The organism is Acinetobacter sp. YH12200 (assembly GCF_013418175.1).
Lineage (GTDB): Bacteria > Pseudomonadota > Gammaproteobacteria > Pseudomonadales > Moraxellaceae > Acinetobacter > Acinetobacter pseudolwoffii.
The window spans coordinates 220,545-244,194 of sequence record NZ_VPCO01000001.1 but is presented as its reverse complement, the minus strand read 5'-3'; the positions used below and the strand labels follow the sequence as shown (position 1 = coordinate 244,194).

General features: G+C 43.0%; 19 protein-coding genes. 8 read left to right on the top strand and 11 right to left on the bottom strand.

Annotated elements, in window-relative coordinates:
* Window positions 1-90: 90 nt before the first annotated feature.
* A complete protein-coding gene (locus FTU90_RS01190) occupies window positions 91-1,065 on the top strand; it encodes a lysophospholipid acyltransferase family protein (RefSeq protein ID WP_074383365.1) in 975 nt (324 codons plus the stop codon).
* On the opposite strand, the gene FTU90_RS01185 is transcribed toward FTU90_RS01190, so the two are convergent.
* From FTU90_RS01185 to FTU90_RS01175, 3 genes are all read right to left on the bottom strand, one after another.
* Window positions 1,054-3,519 (bottom strand): DNA internalization-related competence protein ComEC/Rec2, encoded by a 2,466-nt coding sequence (locus FTU90_RS01185; RefSeq protein WP_180071817.1) that lies wholly within the window; start codon window positions 3,517-3,519, stop codon window positions 1,054-1,056. The genes FTU90_RS01190 and FTU90_RS01185 overlap by 12 nt on opposite strands.
* 86 nt (window positions 3,520-3,605) lie before the next feature.
* Window positions 3,606-4,289 carry a lipoprotein-releasing ABC transporter ATP-binding protein LolD gene (lolD, locus tag FTU90_RS01180; protein ID WP_005097632.1) on the bottom strand — a complete coding sequence of 228 codons (684 nt, stop codon included), beginning with the start codon at window positions 4,287-4,289 and terminating at the stop codon, window positions 3,606-3,608.
* Window positions 4,282-5,517 (bottom strand): lipoprotein-releasing ABC transporter permease subunit, encoded by a 1,236-nt coding sequence (locus FTU90_RS01175; protein ID WP_005097633.1) that lies wholly within the window; start codon window positions 5,515-5,517, stop codon window positions 4,282-4,284. The genes lolD and FTU90_RS01175 overlap by 8 nt, the downstream gene beginning before the upstream one ends.
* A gap of 26 nt (window positions 5,518-5,543) precedes the next feature.
* On the opposite strand from FTU90_RS01175, the gene FTU90_RS01170 reads away from it, so the two are divergent.
* On the top strand, window positions 5,544-6,107 hold the full coding sequence (locus FTU90_RS01170; RefSeq protein ID WP_005097634.1) for a PilZ domain-containing protein: 564 nt from the start codon (window positions 5,544-5,546) through the stop codon (window positions 6,105-6,107).
* A 9-nt stretch (window positions 6,108-6,116) separates the two neighbouring features.
* Here FTU90_RS01170 and FTU90_RS01165 read toward each other — a convergent pair whose 3' ends face one another.
* On the bottom strand, window positions 6,117-7,031 hold the full coding sequence (locus tag FTU90_RS01165) for a DMT family transporter (protein WP_074383367.1): 915 nt from the start codon (window positions 7,029-7,031) through the stop codon (window positions 6,117-6,119).
* Window positions 7,032-7,043: 12 nt separating this feature from the next.
* The gene (locus FTU90_RS01160; protein WP_005097638.1) at window positions 7,044-7,529 is read right to left on the bottom strand and encodes a YaiI/YqxD family protein; all 486 of its coding nucleotides are present in this window, start codon (window positions 7,527-7,529) and stop codon (window positions 7,044-7,046) included.
* Between the two features lie 239 nt (window positions 7,530-7,768).
* On the opposite strand from FTU90_RS01160, the gene FTU90_RS01155 reads away from it, so the two are divergent.
* A complete protein-coding gene (locus FTU90_RS01155; protein ID WP_159138218.1) occupies window positions 7,769-8,701 on the top strand; it encodes a hypothetical protein in 933 nt (310 codons plus the stop codon).
* A 593-nt stretch (window positions 8,702-9,294) separates the two neighbouring features.
* On the opposite strand, the gene serC is transcribed toward FTU90_RS01155, so the two are convergent.
* Window positions 9,295-10,374 (bottom strand): 3-phosphoserine/phosphohydroxythreonine transaminase, encoded by a 1,080-nt coding sequence (gene serC / locus FTU90_RS01150; protein WP_159138219.1) that lies wholly within the window; start codon window positions 10,372-10,374, stop codon window positions 9,295-9,297.
* 262 nt (window positions 10,375-10,636) lie between these two features.
* Here serC and FTU90_RS01145 point away from each other — a divergent pair, with 262 nt between their 5' ends.
* The 5 genes from FTU90_RS01145 (at window position 10,637) to FTU90_RS01125 (ending at window position 16,788) form a co-directional block, all read left to right on the top strand.
* Complete coding sequence (locus FTU90_RS01145; RefSeq protein WP_005170006.1) at window positions 10,637-11,818, top strand: type I restriction endonuclease; 1,182 nt, start codon at window positions 10,637-10,639, stop codon at window positions 11,816-11,818.
* Between the two features lie 137 nt (window positions 11,819-11,955).
* Window positions 11,956-13,422, top strand: coding sequence for a TolC family protein (locus FTU90_RS01140; RefSeq protein WP_159138220.1), 1,467 nt, complete (start codon window positions 11,956-11,958; stop codon window positions 13,420-13,422).
* An 11-nt stretch (window positions 13,423-13,433) separates the two neighbouring features.
* Window positions 13,434-14,561, top strand: a complete 1,128-nt coding sequence (locus FTU90_RS01135; protein ID WP_005170000.1) for an HlyD family secretion protein — start codon at window positions 13,434-13,436, stop codon at window positions 14,559-14,561.
* On the top strand, window positions 14,561-15,688 hold the full coding sequence (locus FTU90_RS01130) for an ABC transporter permease (protein ID WP_159138221.1): 1,128 nt from the start codon (window positions 14,561-14,563) through the stop codon (window positions 15,686-15,688). Before FTU90_RS01135 ends, FTU90_RS01130 begins: the two co-directional genes overlap by 1 nt.
* The gene (locus FTU90_RS01125) at window positions 15,688-16,788 is read left to right on the top strand and encodes an ABC transporter permease (protein ID WP_159138222.1); all 1,101 of its coding nucleotides are present in this window, start codon (window positions 15,688-15,690) and stop codon (window positions 16,786-16,788) included. Before FTU90_RS01130 ends, FTU90_RS01125 begins: the two co-directional genes overlap by 1 nt.
* Before the next feature lie 33 nt (window positions 16,789-16,821).
* Here the strand turns inward: FTU90_RS01125 and FTU90_RS01120 are convergent, their stop codons facing one another.
* The 5 genes from FTU90_RS01120 to FTU90_RS01100 form a co-directional block, all read right to left on the bottom strand.
* Window positions 16,822-17,241, bottom strand: coding sequence for a hypothetical protein (locus FTU90_RS01120; RefSeq protein WP_005169984.1), 420 nt, complete (start codon window positions 17,239-17,241; stop codon window positions 16,822-16,824).
* Between the two features lie 68 nt (window positions 17,242-17,309).
* Window positions 17,310-20,303, bottom strand: a complete 2,994-nt coding sequence (gene gyrA, locus FTU90_RS01115; protein WP_180071816.1) for a DNA gyrase subunit A — start codon at window positions 20,301-20,303, stop codon at window positions 17,310-17,312.
* Between the two features lie 319 nt (window positions 20,304-20,622).
* Window positions 20,623-21,282, bottom strand: a complete 660-nt coding sequence (locus FTU90_RS01110; RefSeq protein WP_100355612.1) for a hypothetical protein — start codon at window positions 21,280-21,282, stop codon at window positions 20,623-20,625.
* Between the two features lie 153 nt (window positions 21,283-21,435).
* The gene (locus tag FTU90_RS01105) at window positions 21,436-22,368 is read right to left on the bottom strand and encodes an FAD-binding protein (protein WP_159138225.1); all 933 of its coding nucleotides are present in this window, start codon (window positions 22,366-22,368) and stop codon (window positions 21,436-21,438) included.
* An 18-nt stretch (window positions 22,369-22,386) separates the two neighbouring features.
* A complete protein-coding gene (locus FTU90_RS01100) occupies window positions 22,387-23,139 on the bottom strand; it encodes an electron transfer flavoprotein subunit beta/FixA family protein (protein WP_005097655.1) in 753 nt (250 codons plus the stop codon).
* Window positions 23,140-23,650 lie beyond the last annotated feature (511 nt).

Here is a 23,650-nt window from a genome sequence, read left to right as displayed (position 1 = left end):
ATATACACTGAATCGGGTAATTCTGTCTAAACAAAACGTTTTCGCCTATAATAAATTTTGTTCTCTTTTTATTGTACTTAGACGAAATCAATGACCAAACAGGACTCACGGAATTCAGCTTACGGTTTACTCAAATACATTAGCCGCCAACCGCTTCCGGTTTCTCGATGGATGGCCCGTCTTCTGGCCTTTATTGTGAACAGTTTCAAAGTCACCAAAACTTCGGAAATCATTCGCCTCAATCTCGAGATCAGCCTTTCTGAACTGTCCAATGACGAACGTGAGCGTATTAACCGTGCTGCGGTTCGCAATGAATTAATGTCATATTTCGAGTTTTTTACCATTTGGGGCTCAACTAATCAGAAAAATATCAAACGGGTGCATCGCGTCATTGGCGAAGATCTACTGCATGATGCACTGGCACAAAATAAAGGCCTGGTGTTAATCGTGCCACATTTTGGTACCTGGGAAATCATGAATGCCTATGTCGCCCAGTTTACTTCCATGACCATTATGTATAAACCTGTAAAAAATCAGGCAGCGGATCAGTTTGTACGGGCTGCGCGTAGCCGCGAACAGGCACATCTGGTGCCGACCGATGAATCTGGCGTCCGTCAGATTTTTAAGGCCTTAAAACAAGGTGGCACCACCGTGATCTTGCCAGACCATACCCCAAATGTCGGTGGTGAATATATACCGTATTTTGGGGTGCCTTTGGCCACCAGTAATTTAAGTGCCAAGCTGATTCAAAAGACCAAAGCCCGCGCCCTGTTTCTATATGCCCTGCGGAATACCGAAGATGGTTTTGATATCTTCATCGAGGCAGTTGATGAGAAAATTTATAGTGGCAATGCCAATCAGGGTACGCAAGTTATTATCAACAGTATTGAAGATTTAATCCGCCGCCATCCTGAACATTATCACTGGAGCTATAAACGCTTCAATGCGCATCAAGATTTGGGTAATCTTTATACACTGGAGCATGAACAGGCTTTGGCCAAAGTGAACGCCTTGAGAATGCAAGCTCTGCCTAAAGATCAGCCTGCTCTAGAATCAGTAATTTAAAGACTGACGATATAACCATTGCCATTGATGCCGTTCGGCAGAAAGTATCAGTTTGGAACCTTGTTGCTGAAAGTGCAAACTGCCCTGTTCGGCTGTAGTCAGTAATGGAATATTGAGTGCTTTGAGCCGTTGCTGCGTCAGTTGGCTCGGATGACCATAACGGTTAAATTTTCCTGCCGAAGCAATTGCCAGTTTGGGCCGTAAAGCTTCTAAAAACTGATAGGCTGAGCTGTGCTGACTGCCATGATGTCCAAGCACCAGCACATCAACTTTAAGCTCAGGATAATCTTGGAGCAGCTGATACTCAGTCTCCCAACCCGCATCGCCCATGAGTAAAAAATTTTGATAAGGCCCGGCATTTTTAACTTGCAGATATACCACACAAGACCGGTCATTTTTATTGAAATGAGCTGTATTTAACTGATGCTGCCGAGGTGCCAGAATTTTAAACTGAATATCTTCAGACCATTGCCACTGCTGACCTTGATGACAGAACTGAAAACGGGAGGAGTGCGCTATTTCAGGAATCTGATTGGACGATACCTCTTTAATTTTCAATTGATGTTTAATACTGTGATAAGCGCCACTATGATCTTGATCCAGATGGGTTAAAATCAGTTGATCCAGCTTACCCACACCTTGCACAGACAGAAATGGCAGAATCACCTGTCGACCGATACTGAATTTTTCTTCATCATAATAGCCACCCATATCGATCATCATACTGCGTGCTCCATCCCGAAGAAAAATTGCTTGTCCCTGCCCCACATCCAGAATAGAGAGCTGAAATGCATGCTGATTGAGCTGAGGAATACACAGCGGCACACAGGCAAGCGCCGTCCAGCTTTTGGGCAATAGGCCACGCGGTAAAAATACAATCATTAAGGCCAGAATACACAGCGCAATCATCCAGACATTCATCGCCACCGGAATCAGTTGTGGAGCAAACAGCCGATCAAGCAGATCCAGAAATGCCAGCAGCATGTGAATGAAAACATCATTCAATTGAAATACCACACTGGAAAGTGGCTCTGAAATAAAAAACAACAAAGCCGCCAGAATATCTATAGGCACAATCAGCAGCCCAATCCATGGAATCGCGACCAGGTTACTGAATGGGGTAATCCAGGCGATTTGCTTAAAAAACAGCATCATCAAGGGAAATAGCGCCAGAAAGATTTTCCATTGTGATTCCAGCAGCACTTTCAACGCAAAATATAGCCGTTGTAATAAGGTTTGTTCTATCTGACGCGGTTGCTGCTGAATGGTCTGATAGATTCGCAGCAAAACAAAACAGGCCCCATAAGACAGCCAGAATGCAGCCGACAAAATACTGAAAGGATCAAAGAGCAATAATAAGGCAGCACTCAGAATCAGTAATTTTAAAGCTTGCACATTTTGCCTGAGCAACAAGGTAAAGGTCACAATCACGCAGATCAATAAAGTGCGTAGCGCTGGAATTTCAAAGCCCACAAAGGCGCAGTACAGCAAGACACATAGTAAAAAAGGCAGGCTCAAAAAATACTGCCTTGGCCATTTCAGATAAATATGCGGCATAAATCTTGAAATCAGATATTGCAAAGTACCACAGACCATCAAGGCAAAGATCAGAACGTGCGGCCCGGAAATGGCTAATAAATGGCTCATACCAAAACGCTGGAATTGTCGCTCTGTCGCTGGATCTAACAGGCTTTCATCACCGCTTAATAAGGCCAATAACAAACCTTTATGCTGTACGGGTTGCCTGGCTACAAATTCTCTTAATGCCAGTCGCTGCCGCTCTACCCAAAGTAAAATTCGCGGACTTAAATTTTGCTGCTGGCGTAAATATTTGCCATGACCAAGCGCATAAAGTTGTTGCGGTTGTAACTCCTGAATGCTCTTGATTCGGAAACCGGCCATGATATTTTGCTGTAATGCCCACTTTTCAGCGTCAAAAGATCCGGGGGTGGCATAACTATGATGAGGTCGGATTTGGCCTTGAATTAAGTAATATCGTCCAAGTTCAAGGGAGTGCTGCTTTATCTGCGTATTTATCAAACTGGATTGAGTCACGGGTTCTTGGACAGGCAAAAAGCCCATCCATTTAACTGTACTGCCATCAGGACTGAGCACATGCAGAGCTTGCTGGATATTCTGCTTACCAAGTTTATTCAGGCTTTTGATATACATCACGATCTGTTTTTCGGAGACTTCATATTCACGCGTCGACAAGCGTTCAGACAGTTGCAGATTGGCATAGCCATGGCCTAGAAATAATCCTAACAGCAGGCTTGAACCAGTCATGACCAAATTACGTAATGGTGTGTTGAAAATGTGCTTTAATTTACGGCAACCCAGATACCACAGTAATACCGCGATTAGAACGACCGTGCTGCTCAGTTGAACAGACAGAAAACTTTTCCCCATACAGGCCAGGCCTAAAATCCAGCCGATACACAGCCACTGCAACATTGGATCTTATTCTTTATGGTTATTATTTTACCTAATAATAAAGCCCACCGGAGTGAGCTTCAATCAAATGCGAATATTCTCTTGATTTAGGGTGTGACCCAAAGACCATCCTGCATATGTAAAATTCGGTCTGCAGCATGTGCCAGTTGTTCATCATGCGTCACAATCAGCATCGCCATATTGAATTCACGTTGCAATTCGGTGAGCAGTTCAAAAATCTTTGCTGCAGTCTTACGATCCAGATTTCCGGTCGGTTCATCTGCCATCATCAGTTTAGGTTTGCCCACCACTGCACGCGCTAAGGCCACACGCTGGCGCTCACCTCCAGATAATTCACCTGGCTTATGTGTCAGACGATGCGAAAGACCAACCCGCTCCAGCAAGTATTCAGCCTGCTGTTTGGCTTCTTTAAACTTCACATTATCGCGGAGCATCAGGGGCATGGCTACATTTTCCAGTGCCGTAAATTCTGGCAACAGATGATGAAACTGATACACAAAACCCAAATGCTCATTGCGCACATAGCCGCGTTCTGCTTCAGACAGGGTATCGAAACGGCGACCATTGACCATCACTTGCCCTGATGTTGGCCGATCCAGTCCACCCAAAACATGCAATAAGGTACTTTTACCAGAACCACTCGAACCGACAATCGAGACAAACTCACCCGCTTTGACCTGCAGCGACAAGCCTCGAATCACATCGACGGTGGCTTTGCCATCGGTAAAGGATTTGTGAATATTCTGGGCATCTAAAATCAGATTACTCATAACGCAAAGCCTCTGCCGGTTGAATTTTTGCTGCACGTAAAGCGGGGTAAATCGTCGCGACAAAACTTAAGGCCAATGATAAGCCGACAATGACCAAGACATCCTGCCAGCGCAAATAAGAAGGTAGATAATTGATAAAATAGGCATCAAACATATTCAGACCCAAAGTATTGTTTAACCAGCCGATAAAGCTACTGATACTGGTCGCTGCAATAATCCCGAGGATTGCGCCGGCACATGTCCCAATCACCCCAATCACCGTACCTTGCACCATAAAGATTTTGGTAATAGTGGCAGGCGAAGCACCCAAAGTCCGTAAAATCGCAATGTCCGATTTTTTATCCGTCACCACCATCACCAGTGATGAAACGATATTAAATGCCGCTACCAGCACAATCAGGAATAATAACAAGCTGACCATGGCTTTTTCCATCTGGATCGCGCTGAACAGATTACCATGGGTATAGGTCCAGTCAGATGCGTAGAAGTTGGCTGGTAAATCTCGCACGATTTCCTGAGACACTTGCGGTGCGACAAAAATATCATCCAGTTTTAAACGCACGCCTTGTGCACCATCTGGTAGGCGCAACAAAGTTGAAGCATCATTTAAAGCGATATATCCCATCATCGAGTCGACTTCAGCACCAATACTGAAAATTCCCACCACTTTAAAGCGCTTGAAACGAGGCACCACACCTGCTGGTGAAGGGGTCGCCTCTGGCAATACCAAGGTAATATTATCGTTTAAACCGACCCCCATGGCATCGGTCATCTGCTTGCCCAGAACAATACCAAATTCACCTTTTTTCAGGCTATCAATACTGCCCTCGACCATATGGTTTTGTATAATGGATACTTTTTTCTCATACTCGGGTTCAATCCCGCTGACCATAATCCCGGCAACCTGTCCCTGTGCCGTCAGCATGCCCTGTAATTGGGTAAATGGTGCGACCCCCTGGACATGCTCATGCTGCTCAATCTGCTTTGCAAGTTCGGGCCAATTTGTTAAAATTTGCGTTGAAGAAACAGTAGCTTGAGGTATCATTCCCAAGACACGATTTTTCAACTCTCGGTCAAACCCATTCATCACAGACAAAACTGTAATGAGGACTGCTACACCGAGCGTGAGACCGATCATTGAGACCAATGCAATAAAAGAAATGAAGTGGTTACTACGCCGTGCGCGAGTATATTTCAACCCTATATACAGCGAGATTGGTTTAAACATAACCATCTAGTCCGAGGTAATAAATTATGGAAAATGTACAGCATCCAAATGGATACACGGAAAGACGCGTTATGTCTCGCATCGATGCTGCCTTACGAATTAATTATCAGATTATTTCCGATGATGTTGCCTTAAATGATCCTTATGACTCTAACTTCGTCTTGCCCCGCTATTTTCTACTACTTGCAGAGCTAGATCAATTTGATCATGCGGTTAACTACGAATTAGAACAATTATCTGAAAAAGATCAACAAATTGCTCGAATCTTATCCTTATTCAACCAAAAATTAAACCTTATTACCGGTTCTTTGTATGACGCAATTGTACAAAGCATGTTACCTGTACCAGAGCAGGTGAACTTTTCGGAAACCGGTTTTAGTTTCTTTAGTGACCGCCCCATCACTGAAGGCACCTATCTGCACGTGACTTTAAGCCACCCGGAAAATTTCTTCCATATTGCGGCAACCGCCCAGGTGGCCTACAGTCGTGAAGAAGAAAATAGCAAATTCCGGACCGGTGCTTATTTCATTACCATGCACCCACAAGACCGTGTCAAACTGGGTGAATGTGTCAAAGCCAACTTTGCTTAAATCACTGATTTAGTCATTGTGAATACTGGATGGAAGGCGAGCTGCATAGCTCGCTTTAATTTCTCTGGAAAAATACAACAATAAACCCGTCAACAAAATACCGACACCGATTAAGGCCTCACCCGACAAGCTCTCATCATTCAAAAGCACACCTACGAATAAAGCAAGCATTGGAGTCAATACCGTCGTCAAAGACAAGGTGGTCGCCCTGATTTTCTGTACCAGTTTAAAATAACAGAACATGGCAATCAGCGAAGCCATCACCACGGCATATCCTAGCCCGATCAGTGATTTTGCCTGAGGCATTTGGGTTGGCGCAAATTGCCAGATAAATGGCAACATGGCACAGGCCATGACTGCTGAAACTGCAATGGAACCGGCCGCTTGCGCCATCGGTTGTAAGGGTGCATTGACTTTTTTGACCCAAAACATCGAAACACAATAGATAAACACACTCAGTAGCATCAGACCAATACCGATTGGCTGAATGTGCTGGTCTTTGCCACCGAGGCAAATCACCGCCAAACCAGTCAGGGCAATCGCCATCCCGCACCACTGTGAAGGATAGAGCTTGAGCTGAAACACGAAACGGCCAATCAATCCGGTAATAATAGGTGCCAGACCAAACATCAGCGCAATAATGCCTGAGCTGAGATAATCCGTGGCCAGATAGGTAAAAATCTGCGAGCCAATAAAACTGCAAGCTCCAGCCAGATAACTGTGCATCGAGAGAGAATCGACAGGAAAACGGGTTTTAAACAGCCACAACAAGATAAATGCAAAAGGCAATGCCAGAAAAAATCGCAGTGCCAGTGCCCAGAGCGGATGCAGATCGCTTACACTCCAGACAATGGCTAGCGGTGTAGTGGCCCAGATAAAAACCAATAAAAGATAGGTCACAACCATATTGGTGTGTGTTGGCATGCGCGATTGCTCTTAAAGTGCAGATGTTTTACGTTTTTGTTTTTGAATGGTTTGATCCAGTGCGCTTGAAAATTCACGCTTATCCCGCTCTGAAATCGGAGGTGGCCCACCCGTTTGTACACCGGCACCACGCAAACTATCCATAAAGTCTCTTAGATGTAAACGTGCTTTGACATTGGCCGTGGTATACACTTCACCGCGTGGATGAATGGCAATCCCGCCCTTTTCAATCACTTCTGCCGCCAGGGGAATATCTTGGGTCATGACAATATCATGCTCTTTCATGCGCAGAATAATCTCTTTATCTGCAGCATCAGCGCCACTCATCACCTGAATTGAATTAATCCGGACTGAAGGCGTAATGCCCACCGACTGATTAGCCACAAAAGTCACTTCCAACTGATAGCGATCCGACGCACGGATAATCACATCTCTTAAAATACGGGGTAATGCATCAGCATCGACCCAAAGTTTGAATGGCAACACAGGGTTTCCCATTAAGGTATAAATCCTGGGTATTCTAGCAAATTGAGAGGATCAGGTTGATGATTAAATCGTTGCATTTTCATCGCTGCTGTCGCTCATGTTTTTTTGAATCTATTTGATTTGAGCAACGACTGTGATTTAGTCTAGAAAAAAATTGGCTGCATTTAATTTGAAAATTCATTCGATTGACTTGAAAAATCGCAATGACCCTCGATTAACTATAAATAAGTCATCCAAGATCAATTGTGCATATGAAAAATCAGAATAGCCCAGAGATCATCACCATTGATGATCAGAATTTCGGTAGTCACGTCGAACACTGGACATTACTCACCGAGAATCCAGGTACAGATGTGCCACAGTGGTTAGGCAAAGCTCTTGATGCGCCTATTATGCCGATGGGCATTTGCACACAAGAATGTGATATGGATGAAAATACCTGGCTGATTCAGGGGCCGAGTAAAGCTGCGGTGCAATTGAGCCAAGTGATCGCCATAGAAAATAATAAGCCACAGGCCGTAAAAACTGCATTCCCCTGCTTTGACAGTCCTTATCAGGTCAAAGCGACCATCGATCGAATTATTTCCTGCAAATCCAATACTCAGGCGGTATTACGTCTGAATCTGGGTGCCAACAATATTATTTATGCTTTCGATAGTCTGTATAGCGTCAATCATCCGCATTATGAAAAAGACCAGTCCTATGTGGTGAATCTGAATGCTTGGGCCTATGAGCTTGAAGCAGTGGCTGACCATGAACATCTGGTGGTGGATGATCCGGCTTCGATCAAGCATCACCGTGCCTTGAATGATATTCTGACAGCCAACCAAGGCGTGGCACCCGATAATTTGCAGGAACAGATTGATGCCTGGCAGCCACAGTCAGAAGAAGATAAAGCACCTGTTACTGTAGATTTCTCTAAAATGGTGGCTTATCTTTATGGTGAAACCATGGGCCAGGAAGATGAAGCCTGGTTTCAGGGCAATATTGTCGGTAAAACTGCCATGCAGTTTATGGATCAGGACTATACCCTGTATGATGTCACACTGATTCATGATGAAGGTCAACCAGCCACCTTGATCCGGATTGCAACGCGGAATGAGCAGCATAAAAATTTCCAGATTGGTCAATATATTCGTGGAAATCTGTGGATTCAGGCCAATATTTATAGAAAATCAGCTTAAGTTAAAATAAACAAAGAAGATCTTCTTTTTGATGGGGATCTTCTTTTTTTAATCCGTATTTTCTGTTTTTAATTTTATTTTTTTGATTATTTTTTACCCATTTTTTCTAGCTTAATAACCTATTTAAATCATTTAAAAAATCGAGTTATCCACATTGTTAAATTCACATGAATTCATTTTATACATGCAATCGAATCCTAAAAATCTTGTAAAAATAAGACTTTGATTTCGCATACGAATAAGTTCAGACAAATCCAAAGCTGATATTTAAATAAAATGAAAATTTATGAACTTTAATCAAGAATGTACTTTATTTAATCAATTTTTTATGATAAAAATACTCACAACAAATAGTATTAACGATAAATAGATCGGACAATAAATATCTATGAAAATCGTGCAAGAAGAAACATTAGACCAGGTCGAGCATCATCTTAGCTCTCGCTATAATATTGATATGATGTCATGCCTTTTTTTCATGTTGGGAATGCTGATCTGCGGCTTTACCCTGCATACTTTTATTTTTTAAATTCCCTGACATAACCGAATGCATAAAAAAACCCAGCCTATGCTGGGTTTTTACATTTCAGGGATTAACCATTGCGTTTTGCAAAGTCATCCATAAAATTCACCAAGGCTTGTACGCCCTCTAATGGCACTGCATTATAAATACTGGCACGCATACCACCGACAGAACGGTGACCCGCAAGATTCAATAAATGCTGGGCTTCTGCTTCTTTCAGGAATTGTTTTTCAAGATCTGCATTGACCAAAGTAAATGGCACATTCATGATTGAACGATTTTCTTTGAAGATTGGATTGGCATAAAAATCGCTTTGATCGATATAACCATAAAGCAGATTGGCTTTTTCCAGGTTCACTTTATGCATGGCCTCTACACCACCATTTTCCAGCAACCATTCAAATACCAGACCAGACAAGTACCATGCATAAGTCGACGGCGTATTTACCATAGAACCATTTTTGGCTTGATCTGAGTATTTTAAGATACTTGGAATTTCAGCTTTGGCTTGATCCAGTAAATCTTCACGAATAATCACCAGGGTTAAACCCGCTGGGCCGATATTCTTTTGCGCGCCTGCATAGATCACACCAAATTTTGATACATCAAGTGGCGCAGATAAAATGCTTGATGAATAGTCACAAACAAGGGGCTTATCTGTTTCAGGAATAGAAGCAAACTGCAGACCACCAATGGTTTCGTTGTCTGCATAGTGCACATAGGCGGCATCGGCAGACAGCTTCCATTCGCTTTGCGCGCTGATGGCATGTTTAGCATCAATTTTGATACCTGCTTCTACCACATTGATATCGCCATAGCGTTGCGCTTCTTTCAAGGCCTTTTCAGACCAGATTCCGGTATGGATATAGTCCGCTTTGTTATTTTTACCCAGCAAGTTCAATGGAATTGCCGAAAATTGTAAGGATGCGCCACCCTGCAAGAACAATACTTTGTAGTTCTCGGGAATATTCATGAGTTTGCGTAGGTCTGCTTCCGCTTTTTCAGCCACGGCCACATAGTCGGAACTACGGTGGCTCATTTCCATGATCGAAAGACCTTTGCCATGCCAGTCAAGCATTTCAGCTTGAGCTTTTTCAAGTACGGTAGTCGGTAATGCAGCAGGACCAGCACAGAAGTTGTACGCGCGCATGAGTTTTCCTTATCTATGTGAGACACAATAAAATGATGGCATTTAACCATATCTGGCAAGGTCTTGCACAAAATTATTTCAATCTCGAACTGTAATTACAGTCAAAAAATCAATGTAGATTCACAAGATAAGTTGACCATTTATAGGATTAATTAAACTTATTATGCCTATTTTTATTAAATGTTTGAGTTTAAAAATAAAACTATTATGATGAACTCACAATGATTAAAAAATAATCTGAAAAATTAGAAGTAGGGAAAAAATGGATAACTTTATTAATCGCCTCAAATTACATATTGAGCATGTTAAACGTGTCGGTGCGCATTGCTCAACTGAAGAAACCACCAAACAAGCACTTATATTACCACTTCTGGATATTTTAGGCTTCAGTCCTTATGATCCAACTAAAGTACTGGCAGAGTTTGCCGCTGATTTTCCTGGTGTCAAATCAACAGAGCGCGTTGACTACGCCCTATATTGTAATGGTCAACCAGTTATGTTTATTGAAGCCAAATCTTATGCAAGTAATTTAACAAATCACGCACCACAACTCTCCCGATATTTTAACTCTACTCTGGGAGTGACCATTGGCGTCATTACCAATGGACGTGAATGGCGTTTTTTCACTGACCTCATTAATCCAAATATTATGGATGAAAAACCTTTTCTGGTTGTTGATTTCACTAAACATCAAGCCGAAGAACTGACTCAATTAGCAGAATTCAAACATGATAATTTCCATGTAGAAAAATTACGATTTTTTGCCGAAGAGAATCAGTATATCCAACAGTTTAAAGCGGTAATCAAAAAATCAATTAATGAAGTCGATATTGATTTTGTACGTTATGTTGCTCAGCAAGCCAATATTCCAAGACAGCTCAATACAAAATTCCTTGAATCAATTCAACCCTTCGTTAAACAAGCAGTCGAACGTGCAATTAGCGATACGGTTTTAAAAGGCTTATCTGCACCCACCATCATTACAGCACAACCCATTGAGCAACAAACTGAATTAAGGACTGATGAAGTTTCAGAAGAACCGACTCCCTCAAATCTTCAACAAGACATTATAAATCCTCAGAATCAAAGAATTGTTACCACGGTAGATGAACAAAGCTTACAAAATATTATCCATGAACTTTTTCCAGACCATGAACTCACCGGAAAAGATACGGAGAGCTATTATTCCATTCTGTATCAAAGTAAAAATAATAGATGGTTATTCCGCTATGATGTGAACCGAAAACGTCCTACTGTTCAATTTATTGTTCCCATTGATGAGAGACATAAACTTGAATTAAATAGAGCGGGTCTAGAAGTGTTAAATAATGGACAAATTTATCTGGATAAACCGGAGCATATTTATAGAGCCGTAGGGGTTTTAAAAGATTGTTTAGATTTTTGCATGAATGATGAAAATTTCAAAAGAACCGCCCTAAGTTAGTCAGGACGCGCAAGCGTCCTTAATGCTAGACAGATGTAAAATAAACAATACTACAACCATGCCCCTTACTGAGCTGCAAACCACTGATTTATAATGTACACAAATCAACTTATTCTTCACTTTGGCCATCTGCTTGCATGAATATGACGAACTATAAAAGTAAATTATTTTTGGGGTGTGGATTATTGTCAGGTCTATGGTTGAATAGCCAGGGTCTATACGCCCAGACTTTGAGTTTTCAAGACGCCGAAAAACAGTTATTGCAGTCTTCTTATAGCAGTCAGGCCTATCAAAGCTTGGAACAAGCCTCAAAACTTGAAGCTGAAGCGGTAAAAGGTTTGGGATTACCACGTGTCGATCTGAATGTGCGTGCTTATGCCTTTCATAATGAATTAGATATTCCTTTGGGTGCTCTTAAAAACAACCTGGAGCAATCTCTCACCAATGGCTTAAATAATAAAATTGATGAGTTTAATTTAGCTGAGAATATTGCCAATCCTTTAAAAGAAGGTTTACAACAACCGATTCATGACGGTGTAGGCTTAATTCCCGATACCTCCAAGGTCGTACTCGAAGATCAAGTGATTCGTCCTACCGTGTCCATGATGATGCCGCTTTATACCGGTGGTTTGACTCATAGCGCCAAGGAGATTGCCAATCTTCAGGTCGGTCGCAGTCAGCTCAGTAATCAACAGCAACAAGACACGCAGCGTTTCGAACTGATTCAAAGTTATTTTAATGTGCAACTGCAAAAGCAACTCCATGCAGCAGCAGTATTTAATCTGAATGCCATGCAACAGCATTATCGCAATGCCTTAAAAATGGAACAGCAAGGTTTTATTAGCAAAGGCCAGCGCATGCAGTTTGAAGTGGCGCGTAATAATGCCGAGCGCAGTCAGCAAAATATGCAAACCAATTTAAATGCCAGTCTATTTCAACTGAATAATCTGCTGCAACAAAGCAGTATCACTGAACTGTCGACACCTTTATTTGTCAATCAGACCGAGCCACAGGCTTTAAATCAACTACTGAAAACCTTTAGTCAAAACTCTGCGCTGATTCAAAAAATGCAGCTAGATACCCAATTAGCACAAGCCAATGTCAAAGCTCAGCAAGCAGCAAAAAAACCCAATGTCTTTGCTTTTGGTGAATATAGTTTGGATCAGAATCAAAACTGGATTGTCGGTGTTGCCGCACGCTATAACCTGTTTTCAGGGATTGATAAAAACAAAAATATTCAGGCGGCCGAGCTCAAACGCTATGCCACAGAACTGCTCACCTCACGCACCCAGCAAGAGATTGAAAACCTGATTTATAAATCTTATAGCGAAGCCTTGAGTGCACAGCAAAGTCATGCTTTGTTGGAACAAAATCTAAAAGCTGCGCAGGAAAATTTACGCATTCAAGAGTTGTCCTTTAAAGAGGATATCGGAACAGCAACACAGGTCATTGATGCCCAAAACATGCTTAGCGGGCTACGAGCCGAAACTGCCTTGAATGCCTATAAATATGTGATGTCACTGGCCACCCTGTTACAAAGCCATGGCTCGATTACCGAATTTCCCAATTATATTCAACACACCAATACTCACTATATTCGCTAATGGAGCCGAACATGAACGACGATCAAAAACCCAATGATCCTGTGAATGAAGCGGTTTCATCTACCGAAACAGAAAGCTCTCCCGCTCCACAGACCCAATCAGCAACGCTAGAGGAAAATCACGCGACGACCTCGACCGATGAGCAGCCTCCTGAAATCTCCAAAAAGAAAAAATATCTACTGCTGGCGTTGCTGCCTATTCTGCTGGCCGTGATTATTTTTGGATTATGGAAAAGCTATCAACCGACGCCGATTGAATTGCAAGGTCGTGTCGAGGCTGAAACGATTCAGGTGGCCACCAAAGTGCCAAGCCGGATTGAAGAAATCTATGTGGAAGAAGGTCAGCGAGTTAAAAAAGGCGATGTTCTGGTTCGCTTAAATAGCCCGGAAATTGCAGCCAAAAAACAGCAAGCTACAGCAGCCTTACAATCGGCTTTGGCCTTACAGTCCACAGCTGAACGTGGCTCGCAGGAAGAAAATGTCGCGAGTCTGTATGCCAACTGGCAATCGCTAAAAGCACAGCAAAATCTCGCCACAGTATCTTATCAGCGTGGGGAAAATCTATTTAAGGAAGGTGTGATTTCACGTCAGCGCCGTGATGAACTGTATGCAGCCAGTCAATCTGCGCTAGAAATGACTGAGGCCGCCTATCAGCAATATGCACGTGCCAAGCGTGGCAGCACCCCGCAGCAAAAGAGTTCAGCCGATGCACAAGTAGACATTGCCCAGGCTGCTCTAAACGAAGCCAATGCGCTAGAAGCAGAAACCGAATTGCTGGCCCCCGTCAATGGAACGGTGTCTAAAACTTATGGCAAAATATCTGAGCTGGTCGCAACCGCAGTGCCCGTGGTCAGCCTGATTGAAGAGAAGATGTGGGTAAGCCTGAATATTCGCGAAGACCAGTATGCTCCATTTCAAAAATTAGAAAGCATTCAAGGTTATATTCCAGCCTTGGATCAAACAGCCAGTTTTCAGATCAAAAGTATTAGCGCTGAAGGTGAGTTTGCCACCATTAAAACCACCCGCCAAACCGGCGGCTATGATGTGAGAAGTTTTAAACTGCATTTGCTACCGACACAAACCATGCCTGAACTGAAAGTCGGTATGAGCGTATTATTTAAACTTAAAGAGACACCCTAATGTGGCTGGGTATATGGCGCGAACTACGCTATTTGCTCCGAGAAAAATGGGATCTGTGCCTGGTTACACTGGCACCTGCTCTGGTAATTATTTTATTCAGCAGCATGTTTGCGCAGGGCAAGCCTACTCATTTACCCATTGCCATTATTGATCAAGACCGAAGTGCGCTCAGCCGAAGCATCTATCGACATGTCTCGCTCAATCATACCCTTAAAATTGAAACGGTATCCCAGCAAGTCGCTGAAGTTGAACACCTACTGAATGAAAATAAAATTTGGGGTTATATCCATATTCCAAATGGTGCCGAACAACGTTTTGTTCGTGCTCAGGATGCAGAAATTAGCATTGCCTTTAACCAGAGTTATTTCAGTATCGGCAATACAATTTCTTCAGCCATGCTGGTGAGTACCTTACAAGCCCTGGCTGGGTTTACCGAACAGTACTATCTGGTGAATCGACTGCCCTATATCCAAGCACCGACACCACAGATCAAAATCTCACCTTTGTATAATCCGCAATTGAATTATGAGTTATATCTAGAACCTTATGTCATTCTCGCAGTTCTGCATTTACTGCTGTGTTGTTGTGTGGCATTTTCCGTCGGTCAGGAACTGAAGCGGCAGACTGTATCAGAGTGGATCAGTCATCCATCCATTTGGATGGCTTTAGTGTCTAAAAATCTGGTCTATGTGGCTATTTTTAGTCTATGGACTTGGGCGTGGATGTTTTGGATGATTGAAATTCGCGGCTGGTTTGTTGCCGGTTCGCTTGGTCTGATTTTATTGGCACAATTGCTGCTGTATAGCGCCTATGCATTTTTAAGCGCTGCGGTGGTGCTGGCCACCCAAGATTTAAGTAAATCTTTCGGCTTGATTGCTGTATATGGTGGGTCATCGTTAAGCTTTGCCGGGGTGACTTTACCCTTAAATAATGCGCCCCTATTCACCCAGTTTTGGGCCAATATTATCCCCTTTACTCCTTATGCCAAATTACAAACTGAACAATGGATGATTGGCAGTCCAGTGCAGATTTCACTGCAAGCTATATGGATCTTGTTGGCCTATGTGGTGGTGTACGCACTGCTAGCCTATATTTTTCTCAAGAAAATAGCCAAAGGAGCGGCCTGATGAAATCCCTTTGGTTTTATTATCTGCGCAGCTTTAAAGATATTGTCAGCCACGGCGCTATCTTTACCACACTGATTTTATCGGTCTTGTTTTATAGCTTCTTTTATCCCTTTGCTTATCAGGCACAGCAAGCCGAAGCCTTACCGATTATTATTGTTGATGCAGAACAAAGTCACTTGAGCGCGCGGATTATTGGCCAAGTCCGTCAAAGCCCGAATGTTGAAATCAAGGCGATTACCAGCAATTTCGCCGAAGCCAAAACATGGGTTGAATCGCAACAAGCGGATGGGATTTTGCTGCTACCGGACAATTTATCGCAAACGTTAAGGCATGGTGAAACGGGTGGAATAGGACTGTACTTAAGTGCTGCCAATTTTTTAGTCACCAAACAGATGGGGATCGGTTTAGCGACCTCTCTTGAGCAGACCTTGGCAGACTATGCTGAACGTTTTGGCCAGGTTTCAGATTTTTCTCCTGCCCTATCAGTGCATCAGATTCCATTGTTTAATCCGCTCTCCGGCTATGGCAGTTATGTCTTTCCTGCGGTCGCCCCTCTCATCATTCATCAGACCATTTTTTTAGGTTTGAATATGCTGATTCTGGTGTACCGCGAAAGAAAAGTGCAGTTAAACTCAAATGCATTGATTGGGCTATGTTTAGCGATATTGAGCATTGGCTGTCTGGGTTGTTTTTATTTATTTGGATTTACCTTTTGGTTATTTGATTATCCGCGAGGGGGTAACCTATTCGGCATGCTGCTGGCTGTGCCGGTTTTCGTTTACACTGTGATTGGAATCACCTGCCTATTTGCCAGTTTTCTGGATATGCCGGAACGCGCTGGACATGTGATTGTTTTTACTTCTATCCCTCTATTTTTTTTATCCGGTGCTGCCTGGCCACATGCAGCTATGCCCATCTGGATGCAAGTGATCGCTGAGATACTGCCTTCTACCCAAATGGTGCAGATGTTTATTCAACTGAATCAGATGGGTGTACCGACCGCACTGATTTTGCCTAAACTGATATATCTGGGGCTGATAGGCAGTTTATGTTTTTTCTTGGCTTATCGACGTTTTATTCAAGTGAGTCAAAGCAGATAAAGCATTGGATTTATGCTGCCATCAACTTATGGATTAAGATTCGCCAAAGACCTGAATATTAAAATTACGAATCTTGTTGCTACCATTCGGCTGGTCGAAACTGACATCATACTGCACCAGATTATTTGGATAGGCAATTTCATAGCTGATCTTATATTGGCCAGGCTGGTTGGTTGCTTCTTCAATCTGCTTGGTCATTAAAGTTTTAGACTTATATTCACCTTTCGGAATTGAACGTGAAAAGCGTTTCATCAGCTTTTCGTTGTCCTTAAACTGTGTTTGCAATTGCGGCTCTAGCTGATCCAGAAACTCGTCATACTTCCCATCACGCAAATCCTCATAGGCCAGCTGTGCTGCCTGTTCCTGCTCAGGACTTGGGTTTGGGATATTGTCCATTGAGTTACAGCCACTTAATGCAACTGCTGCCGCTAACAACATTGATTGGGTTTTCATCGCTTACCTTCATTCAGTCAAGATTTATAAAAAAGGACGCCGAAGCGCCCTTTTTATCAATAGAACACTTATTCTTCTACTGAGTTTTCACCATCTTTTTCAACATGTTCAGCTACTGCATCTGTTTCAGTCGCTACATCTGTTTCTGCCACTAAAGATTCTTCACCTTCAATCACTTCAACAAACTCATCTTCTTCAACAGCTTCAACTGAAACCACACCGACCAGTAACTCTTCATTACCGAGACGGATCAGACGAACACCTTGTGCATTACGACCGGTTTGAGCCACTTCAGAGGCACGGGTACGAACCAAAGTACCGCCATCGGAAATTAACATCAGCTCTTTAGATGCATCAATCGCTACTGCACCGACCAACTGACCGTTACGTTCTGAGGTCTTGAGTGCAATCACACCCTTACCGCCACGTTTCTTGGTCGGGAAGTCATCCACCGGGGTACGTTTACCATAACCATTTTCAGAAGCACACAATACTTCGCCAGTTTCAGGGACAACAACTAAAGATACAATCCGGCTGATCAATGCTGAATCTGCAGCATCTTCATCATCAGACTCGATCTCAGTTTCTTCGCTTTCTTCCAGCAAGGCTGCTGCACCGATGGTCACGCGCATACCGCGCACACCTTTGGCTGAACGACCCATTGAACGTACATCAGTTTCTGCAAAGCGAATCGCTTTACCTTCGTTCGAGAACAACATGATTTGCTGTTCGCCGTCAGTAATCGCAACACCAATTAAAGTGTCATCGCCATTCAGTTCAATCGCACGTAAACCGTTTGAACGCACATTCGAGAACTGTTCAAGTTCTACACGTTTAATCGTACCGTATTCAGTCGCCATAAACACATAGAAGTTTTTACGAACCGCTTCAGCCTGCTGTGCAAAATCATTGATGATGTCATCATCAAGATCGGTCGTTGAAAGTTCTAAACCTAGCTCTTTCAATTGAACACGAAGTGCATCAGAAATATCATCCGCACCCTCTTCAGATTCAGCAAGTGCCGCTTCAAGTGCCGTAAAGTGACCATTAATCACTTCATTGCTTTGCAGTTGTGCAGCATTGGCTTTTACGAAGGCTTTGAAGTCCGCCAGACGTTCTTTGAATTTCTTCGGTGCATCAATCACCGGTAAAATTGCGGTAATGGTCTCGTTTTCGTCTAATGGCAACAAGTTCACCATTGGGCGACCTTTGGCACCACGTGATGCTTGTGGCACTTCATACACTTTCAGACGATAGACTTTACCAACGTTGGTAAAGCAAAGTACCGTCGCATGACTTGACGTCACAATCAGATGTTGAATGTAATCGTCTTCTTTCATGCTGGTTGCAGACTTGCCACGACCACCACGACGCTGTGCGGCGTAGTCAGACAATGGTTGAGTTTTCGCATAACCTGTTTTTGAAACCGTCAGCACCATTTGCTCTTCAGGAATCAGATCTTCACGAGAGAAATCGATACGTGATTCAACAATCGAGGTTTTACGTGCATCACCATATTGCTGAAGAATCAAAGCCAATTCTTCACGAATTACGTTCATCAACAGATTAAAGTCATTTAAAATTGCAGTCAGTTCAGCAATTTGCGCCAGAATTTCACTATATTCAGCATGTAACTTGTCTTGTTCAAGACCGGTTAAACGATGCAGACGCAGTTCCATAATCGCATTGACTTGGGTGGGTGACAGACGATAAATATCGCCATCCAGACCAAACGGACGACTTGGGTCTTCACCTTCAATCTCATCCGGACGTACAGAAACTGAGCCAGCTTTTTCTAGCAATGCCAATACACCGCCACCTGTCCACTCACCTGCCTGCAAACGCTCACGTGCTTCAGCCGGGTTTGCAGAACTCTTGATAGTTTCGATGATGGCATCAATATTCGCCAGAGCAACGGTTAAACCTTCCAAGATATGACCACGTTCACGCGCTTTGCGTAATTCGAACATGGTACGGCGCGTTACCACTTCCTGACGGTGACGGATAAACGCTGCAATAATATCTTTCAGGTTCATCAGTTTAGGCTGGCCATTATCCAGGCAGACCATGTTGATGCTGAAAGAGTTTTCAAGTTGCGTGTTCTGGAACAGGTTGTTCACGATTACTTCGGCGTTTTCGCCACGTTTCAAGTCAATCGCGATACGCATACCGTCTTTGTCCGACTCGTCACGCAGCTCGGAAATACCTTCCAGTTTTTTCTCTTTAACCAGTTCAGCAATACGTTCAATGGTTTTTGCTTTATTGACCTGATATGGAATTTCCGTAAACACGATCGTGGTACGGCCATTCTTCGGATCTTCTTCGAAGTGATACTTGCCACGGATGTGTAAACGGCCTTTACCGGTACGGTAGGCATCCACGATGCCCGATTTACCGTAAATAATACCGCCTGTCGGGAAGTCCGGACCAGAAATGTGTTCCATCAACCCTTCGATGCTGATCTGGGGATCATTGGCATAGGCCAGACACGCATTCACAACTTCAGTCATGTTATGCGGCGCCATATTGGTCGCCATACCCACCGCAATACCGGTTACACCATTAACCAATAAGTTCGGTACACGGGTGGGCATCACCTGAGGAATACGCTCAGAGCCATCGTAGTTGTCTTCCCACTCGACGGTATCTTTTTCAAGATCCGCCAAGAGTTCGTGGGTCAGTTTACGCATACGCACTTCGGTATAACGCATCGCTGCTGCGCTGTCGCCATCGACCGAACCAAAGTTACCCTGACCATCGACCAACTGGTAACGCAAACTGAAATCTTGTGCCATACGTACAATGGTTTCGTATACAGCATAGTCACCATGCGGGTGATATTTACCGATCACGTCACCGACGACACGTGCAGACTTTTTATAAGCTTTGTTATAGTCATTGCCTAATTCGTGCATTGCGAAAAGCACACGACGATGAACAGGTTTTAAACCATCTCGTACATCGGGCAATGCACGTGACACAATCACGCTCATCGCATAATCGAGATATGAGCTTTTAAGTTCATCCTCAATGGCAATCGGTCTAATTTCCGATACGCTCATGCATACTCCTTATTCTACAAGCCAGTTTTGGCTTGTATTTATATGTCGTAAAACTAGCAAAATCATTAACTCAAACGACTGAGTTAAAAACTAAAATACAGCCCTAAATTATAGCATAAACACTTGTATTTTTGTGTCGAAATATTCAGCTTAACCTTGTTAATTATCTTCATTTTAGTGGTCATTTTCCTGTTATTTCAGCGTCAAAAACAAGTGCACCACATCCATATTTTTTCGCACCCGAAATATACATAAAAACAGCAGTGCAAAAAAAAGATGCACACACAAATAGGCATCTTCCTTAGATTTAATCTGTCTTTTAATGCGCTTGATTCAGTACCTTGCGATAAGTCAGCACCGCCACAATCAATAGAATCGGCAATAGCATCTCCACCCCTTCCTCAATGGTCATGATCATGACCTGGGTATGTGGTATGAGCTGAATATTGAATTCCTCCCTGAGGGTTGACGTCGTGCGATCCAGAACCTTGCTCAGTCCGCCACAGGCAATGGTCAGGAAGATAAAAAAATGCGCAATATTCAAAGAATCTTTCATGCTGCGTATGGTGTTTACCAATTTTTTTGCCAGTACCATAAAGACAAAAATAATCCCGAGCAATAAAATAAAGCCCAGCAGCTTGTCCATGAGCGGAATTTCAGCACTGCGATAGAAATTGGTTTTAATAAAGCTGTCGTCAAACAGTCGCTTATGAAAGTCCATTTCCCTGAAGCCCAACAATATCGCAGCAGCAGCGGTAAATATCCGGGTATTCAGTTTAATTTCAGTATTTAGCAGACACAGCATGGCCAGCAAGTACCATAGCCAAGGACTAAGCACTTCAAAAGCGCCCGACTCACTGAATAAATACTGGGTTACTGACAGCGGTGCATTCAACGCAGTATGCACACAAATACTCACATAGAGCGCAATCAGCAGGAAACTAATAAACAGGATATGAGCGGTTCTGGAAAAGGACATGATCAAAACAGGAGAAAAAGCAAAGCAGGATTTTATCACTTTTCATCCAAATCACATACTCTAGTTTCGACTGCCGAGTATCTTTAAAAATTTTCCAATAAAAAACGCCTCTTGGTACCGAGACTAAGAGGCGTTTTAAACTGTATTCAGGAATTAGATTTTAGAAACCAATTCAGGAATAACAGTGTTCAAGTCACCAACTAACCAGTAGTCAGCCACTGCATTGATTGGCGCTTCTTCATCTTTGTTGATTGCAACGATCACTTTAGATTCTTTCATACCAGCCAAATGCTGAATAGCACCAGAAATACCGACAGCGATGTACAGGTCAGGTGCAACGATTTTACCGGTTTGACCAACCTGCATATCGTTAGGAACGAAGCCAGCATCTACTGCAGCACGTGATGCACCTTGTGCAGCACCAAGCTTGTCCGCCAATGGATCAAGGATCGCGTGATAGTTCTCACCTGAACCCACACCACGACCACCAGACACCACAATGCGAGCAGCTGTTAATTCAGGACGCTCAGACTTCACGATTTCTTCGTTGATAAACTTGGAAATGCCTGCATCGCCAGCAACAGTCGCAGCTTCTACAGAGGCAGAACCGCCTTCAGCAGCAACAGCATCAAATGCTGTACCACGAACAGTTGCCAGTACGACATTTTCGCCTGACTCTACAGTTGCAATCGCGTTGCCTGCATAGATCGGACGTTTGAAAGTCTTAGGACCATCTACCGCGATGATGTCAGTGATCATGCTTACGTCAAGAAGCGCAGCTGCACGTGGCAAAATGTTTTTACCAGTTGTTGTAGAAGCAGCAAGGATATGTGTATAGCCTTTACCTAATTCTGCAACCAGTTTCGCTACGTTTTCAGCCAATTGGTTTGCATAAGCAGCGTCATCAGCAAGTAATACTTTGCTTACACCCGTAACTTTCGCTGCTTGATCAGCAACTGCTTGAGCGCCAGAACCAGCAACCAATACAGTGATATCACCACCGATTTTTTGCGCCGCAGCAACAACGTTTAAAGTAGCAGCGTTTAATGCTTTGTTGTCGTGCTCAGCGATAACTAAAATACTCATGATTTTTATCCTTCTGTATTAGATCACTTTCGCTTCGTTTTTCAATTTTTCTACAAGCTCGTCTACAGACTTCACTTGTACGCCAGCTTTACGCTCTGCAGGTGATTCAACTTTTACTGTTTTCAGTTTAGTTGTGGTCGTTACACCAAAATCTGCAGGCGACTTGTTATCAAGCGGTTTTTTACGCGCTTTCATGATGTTTGGAAGCGCTGCATAACGTGGCTCGTTCAAACGCAAGTCAGTGGTAATAATGGCTGGAAGTGCAAGTTCAACAGTTTGTAAACCACCGTCTACTTCACGTGTTACTTGTACTTTGTCGCCATCTACTTTCACTTCAGAAGCAAATGTACCTTGGCCCGCACCCATTAGAGCGCCAAGCATCTGACCAACCTGATTAGAGTCGTCATCAATGGCTTGCTTACCTAGAAGGATTAATTGTGGTTGTTCAGCTTCAACAACACCTTTCAGGATTTTAGCAATTTCTAGCGCACCGAGCTGGCTGTCATCAGCTTCAACCAGAATACCGCGGTCAGCACCAAGCGCCATTGCAGAACGGATCTGTTCTTGCGCTTCTTTAGGACCAATAGAAACAACAATGATTTCTGAAACAGTTCCTTTTTCTTTTAAACGAACCGCTTCTTCCACTGCGATTTCACAGAATGGGTTAATTGACATTTTAACGTTGGTTAAGTCAACACCACTGTTGTCCGGTTTAACACGAACTTTAACGTTGGCATCAACCACACGTTTTACAGCAACAAGAGCCTTCATGTAATCCTCGGCTGTTTTAGCAAATGTAAATGTTGAGAAAAGTTAGTGTAACTCTTCACTTAAATTTTTTTAGGTGCCCTATCTTGCAATGTGTACGGCATTTCGGTCAAGTCACAATTCAACAAAGAGCTGTAAAAATGCGTAAATTTACCTGAACGATGCGTTCACAATTAATTGTTATCCATTTATTACAATGAAATGTATAAACATTTACTTAAAATTTAAGCATTGATTTATATTATTTTTTTATTTGATTAGTCACATCAATAGTTCTGATTGAAAAGCTGTACGCAAAATAAAATGAAAGTAGTTGGCAGCAAAACTGGCAGGATGAACCCACAATCATATTTGTCATTTTAGACAGAAATCTTCTTTGAAACGGATTTGGCCCACTAAAAAGACCAATTGACTGAATAAGCAACCCGCTCACTTATAGATACGCCAGGAAAGTCATCTCTTTTTCAAATGCTTTTAACCATAAAAAAGCATACTGTGAAAAGTATGCTTTTTT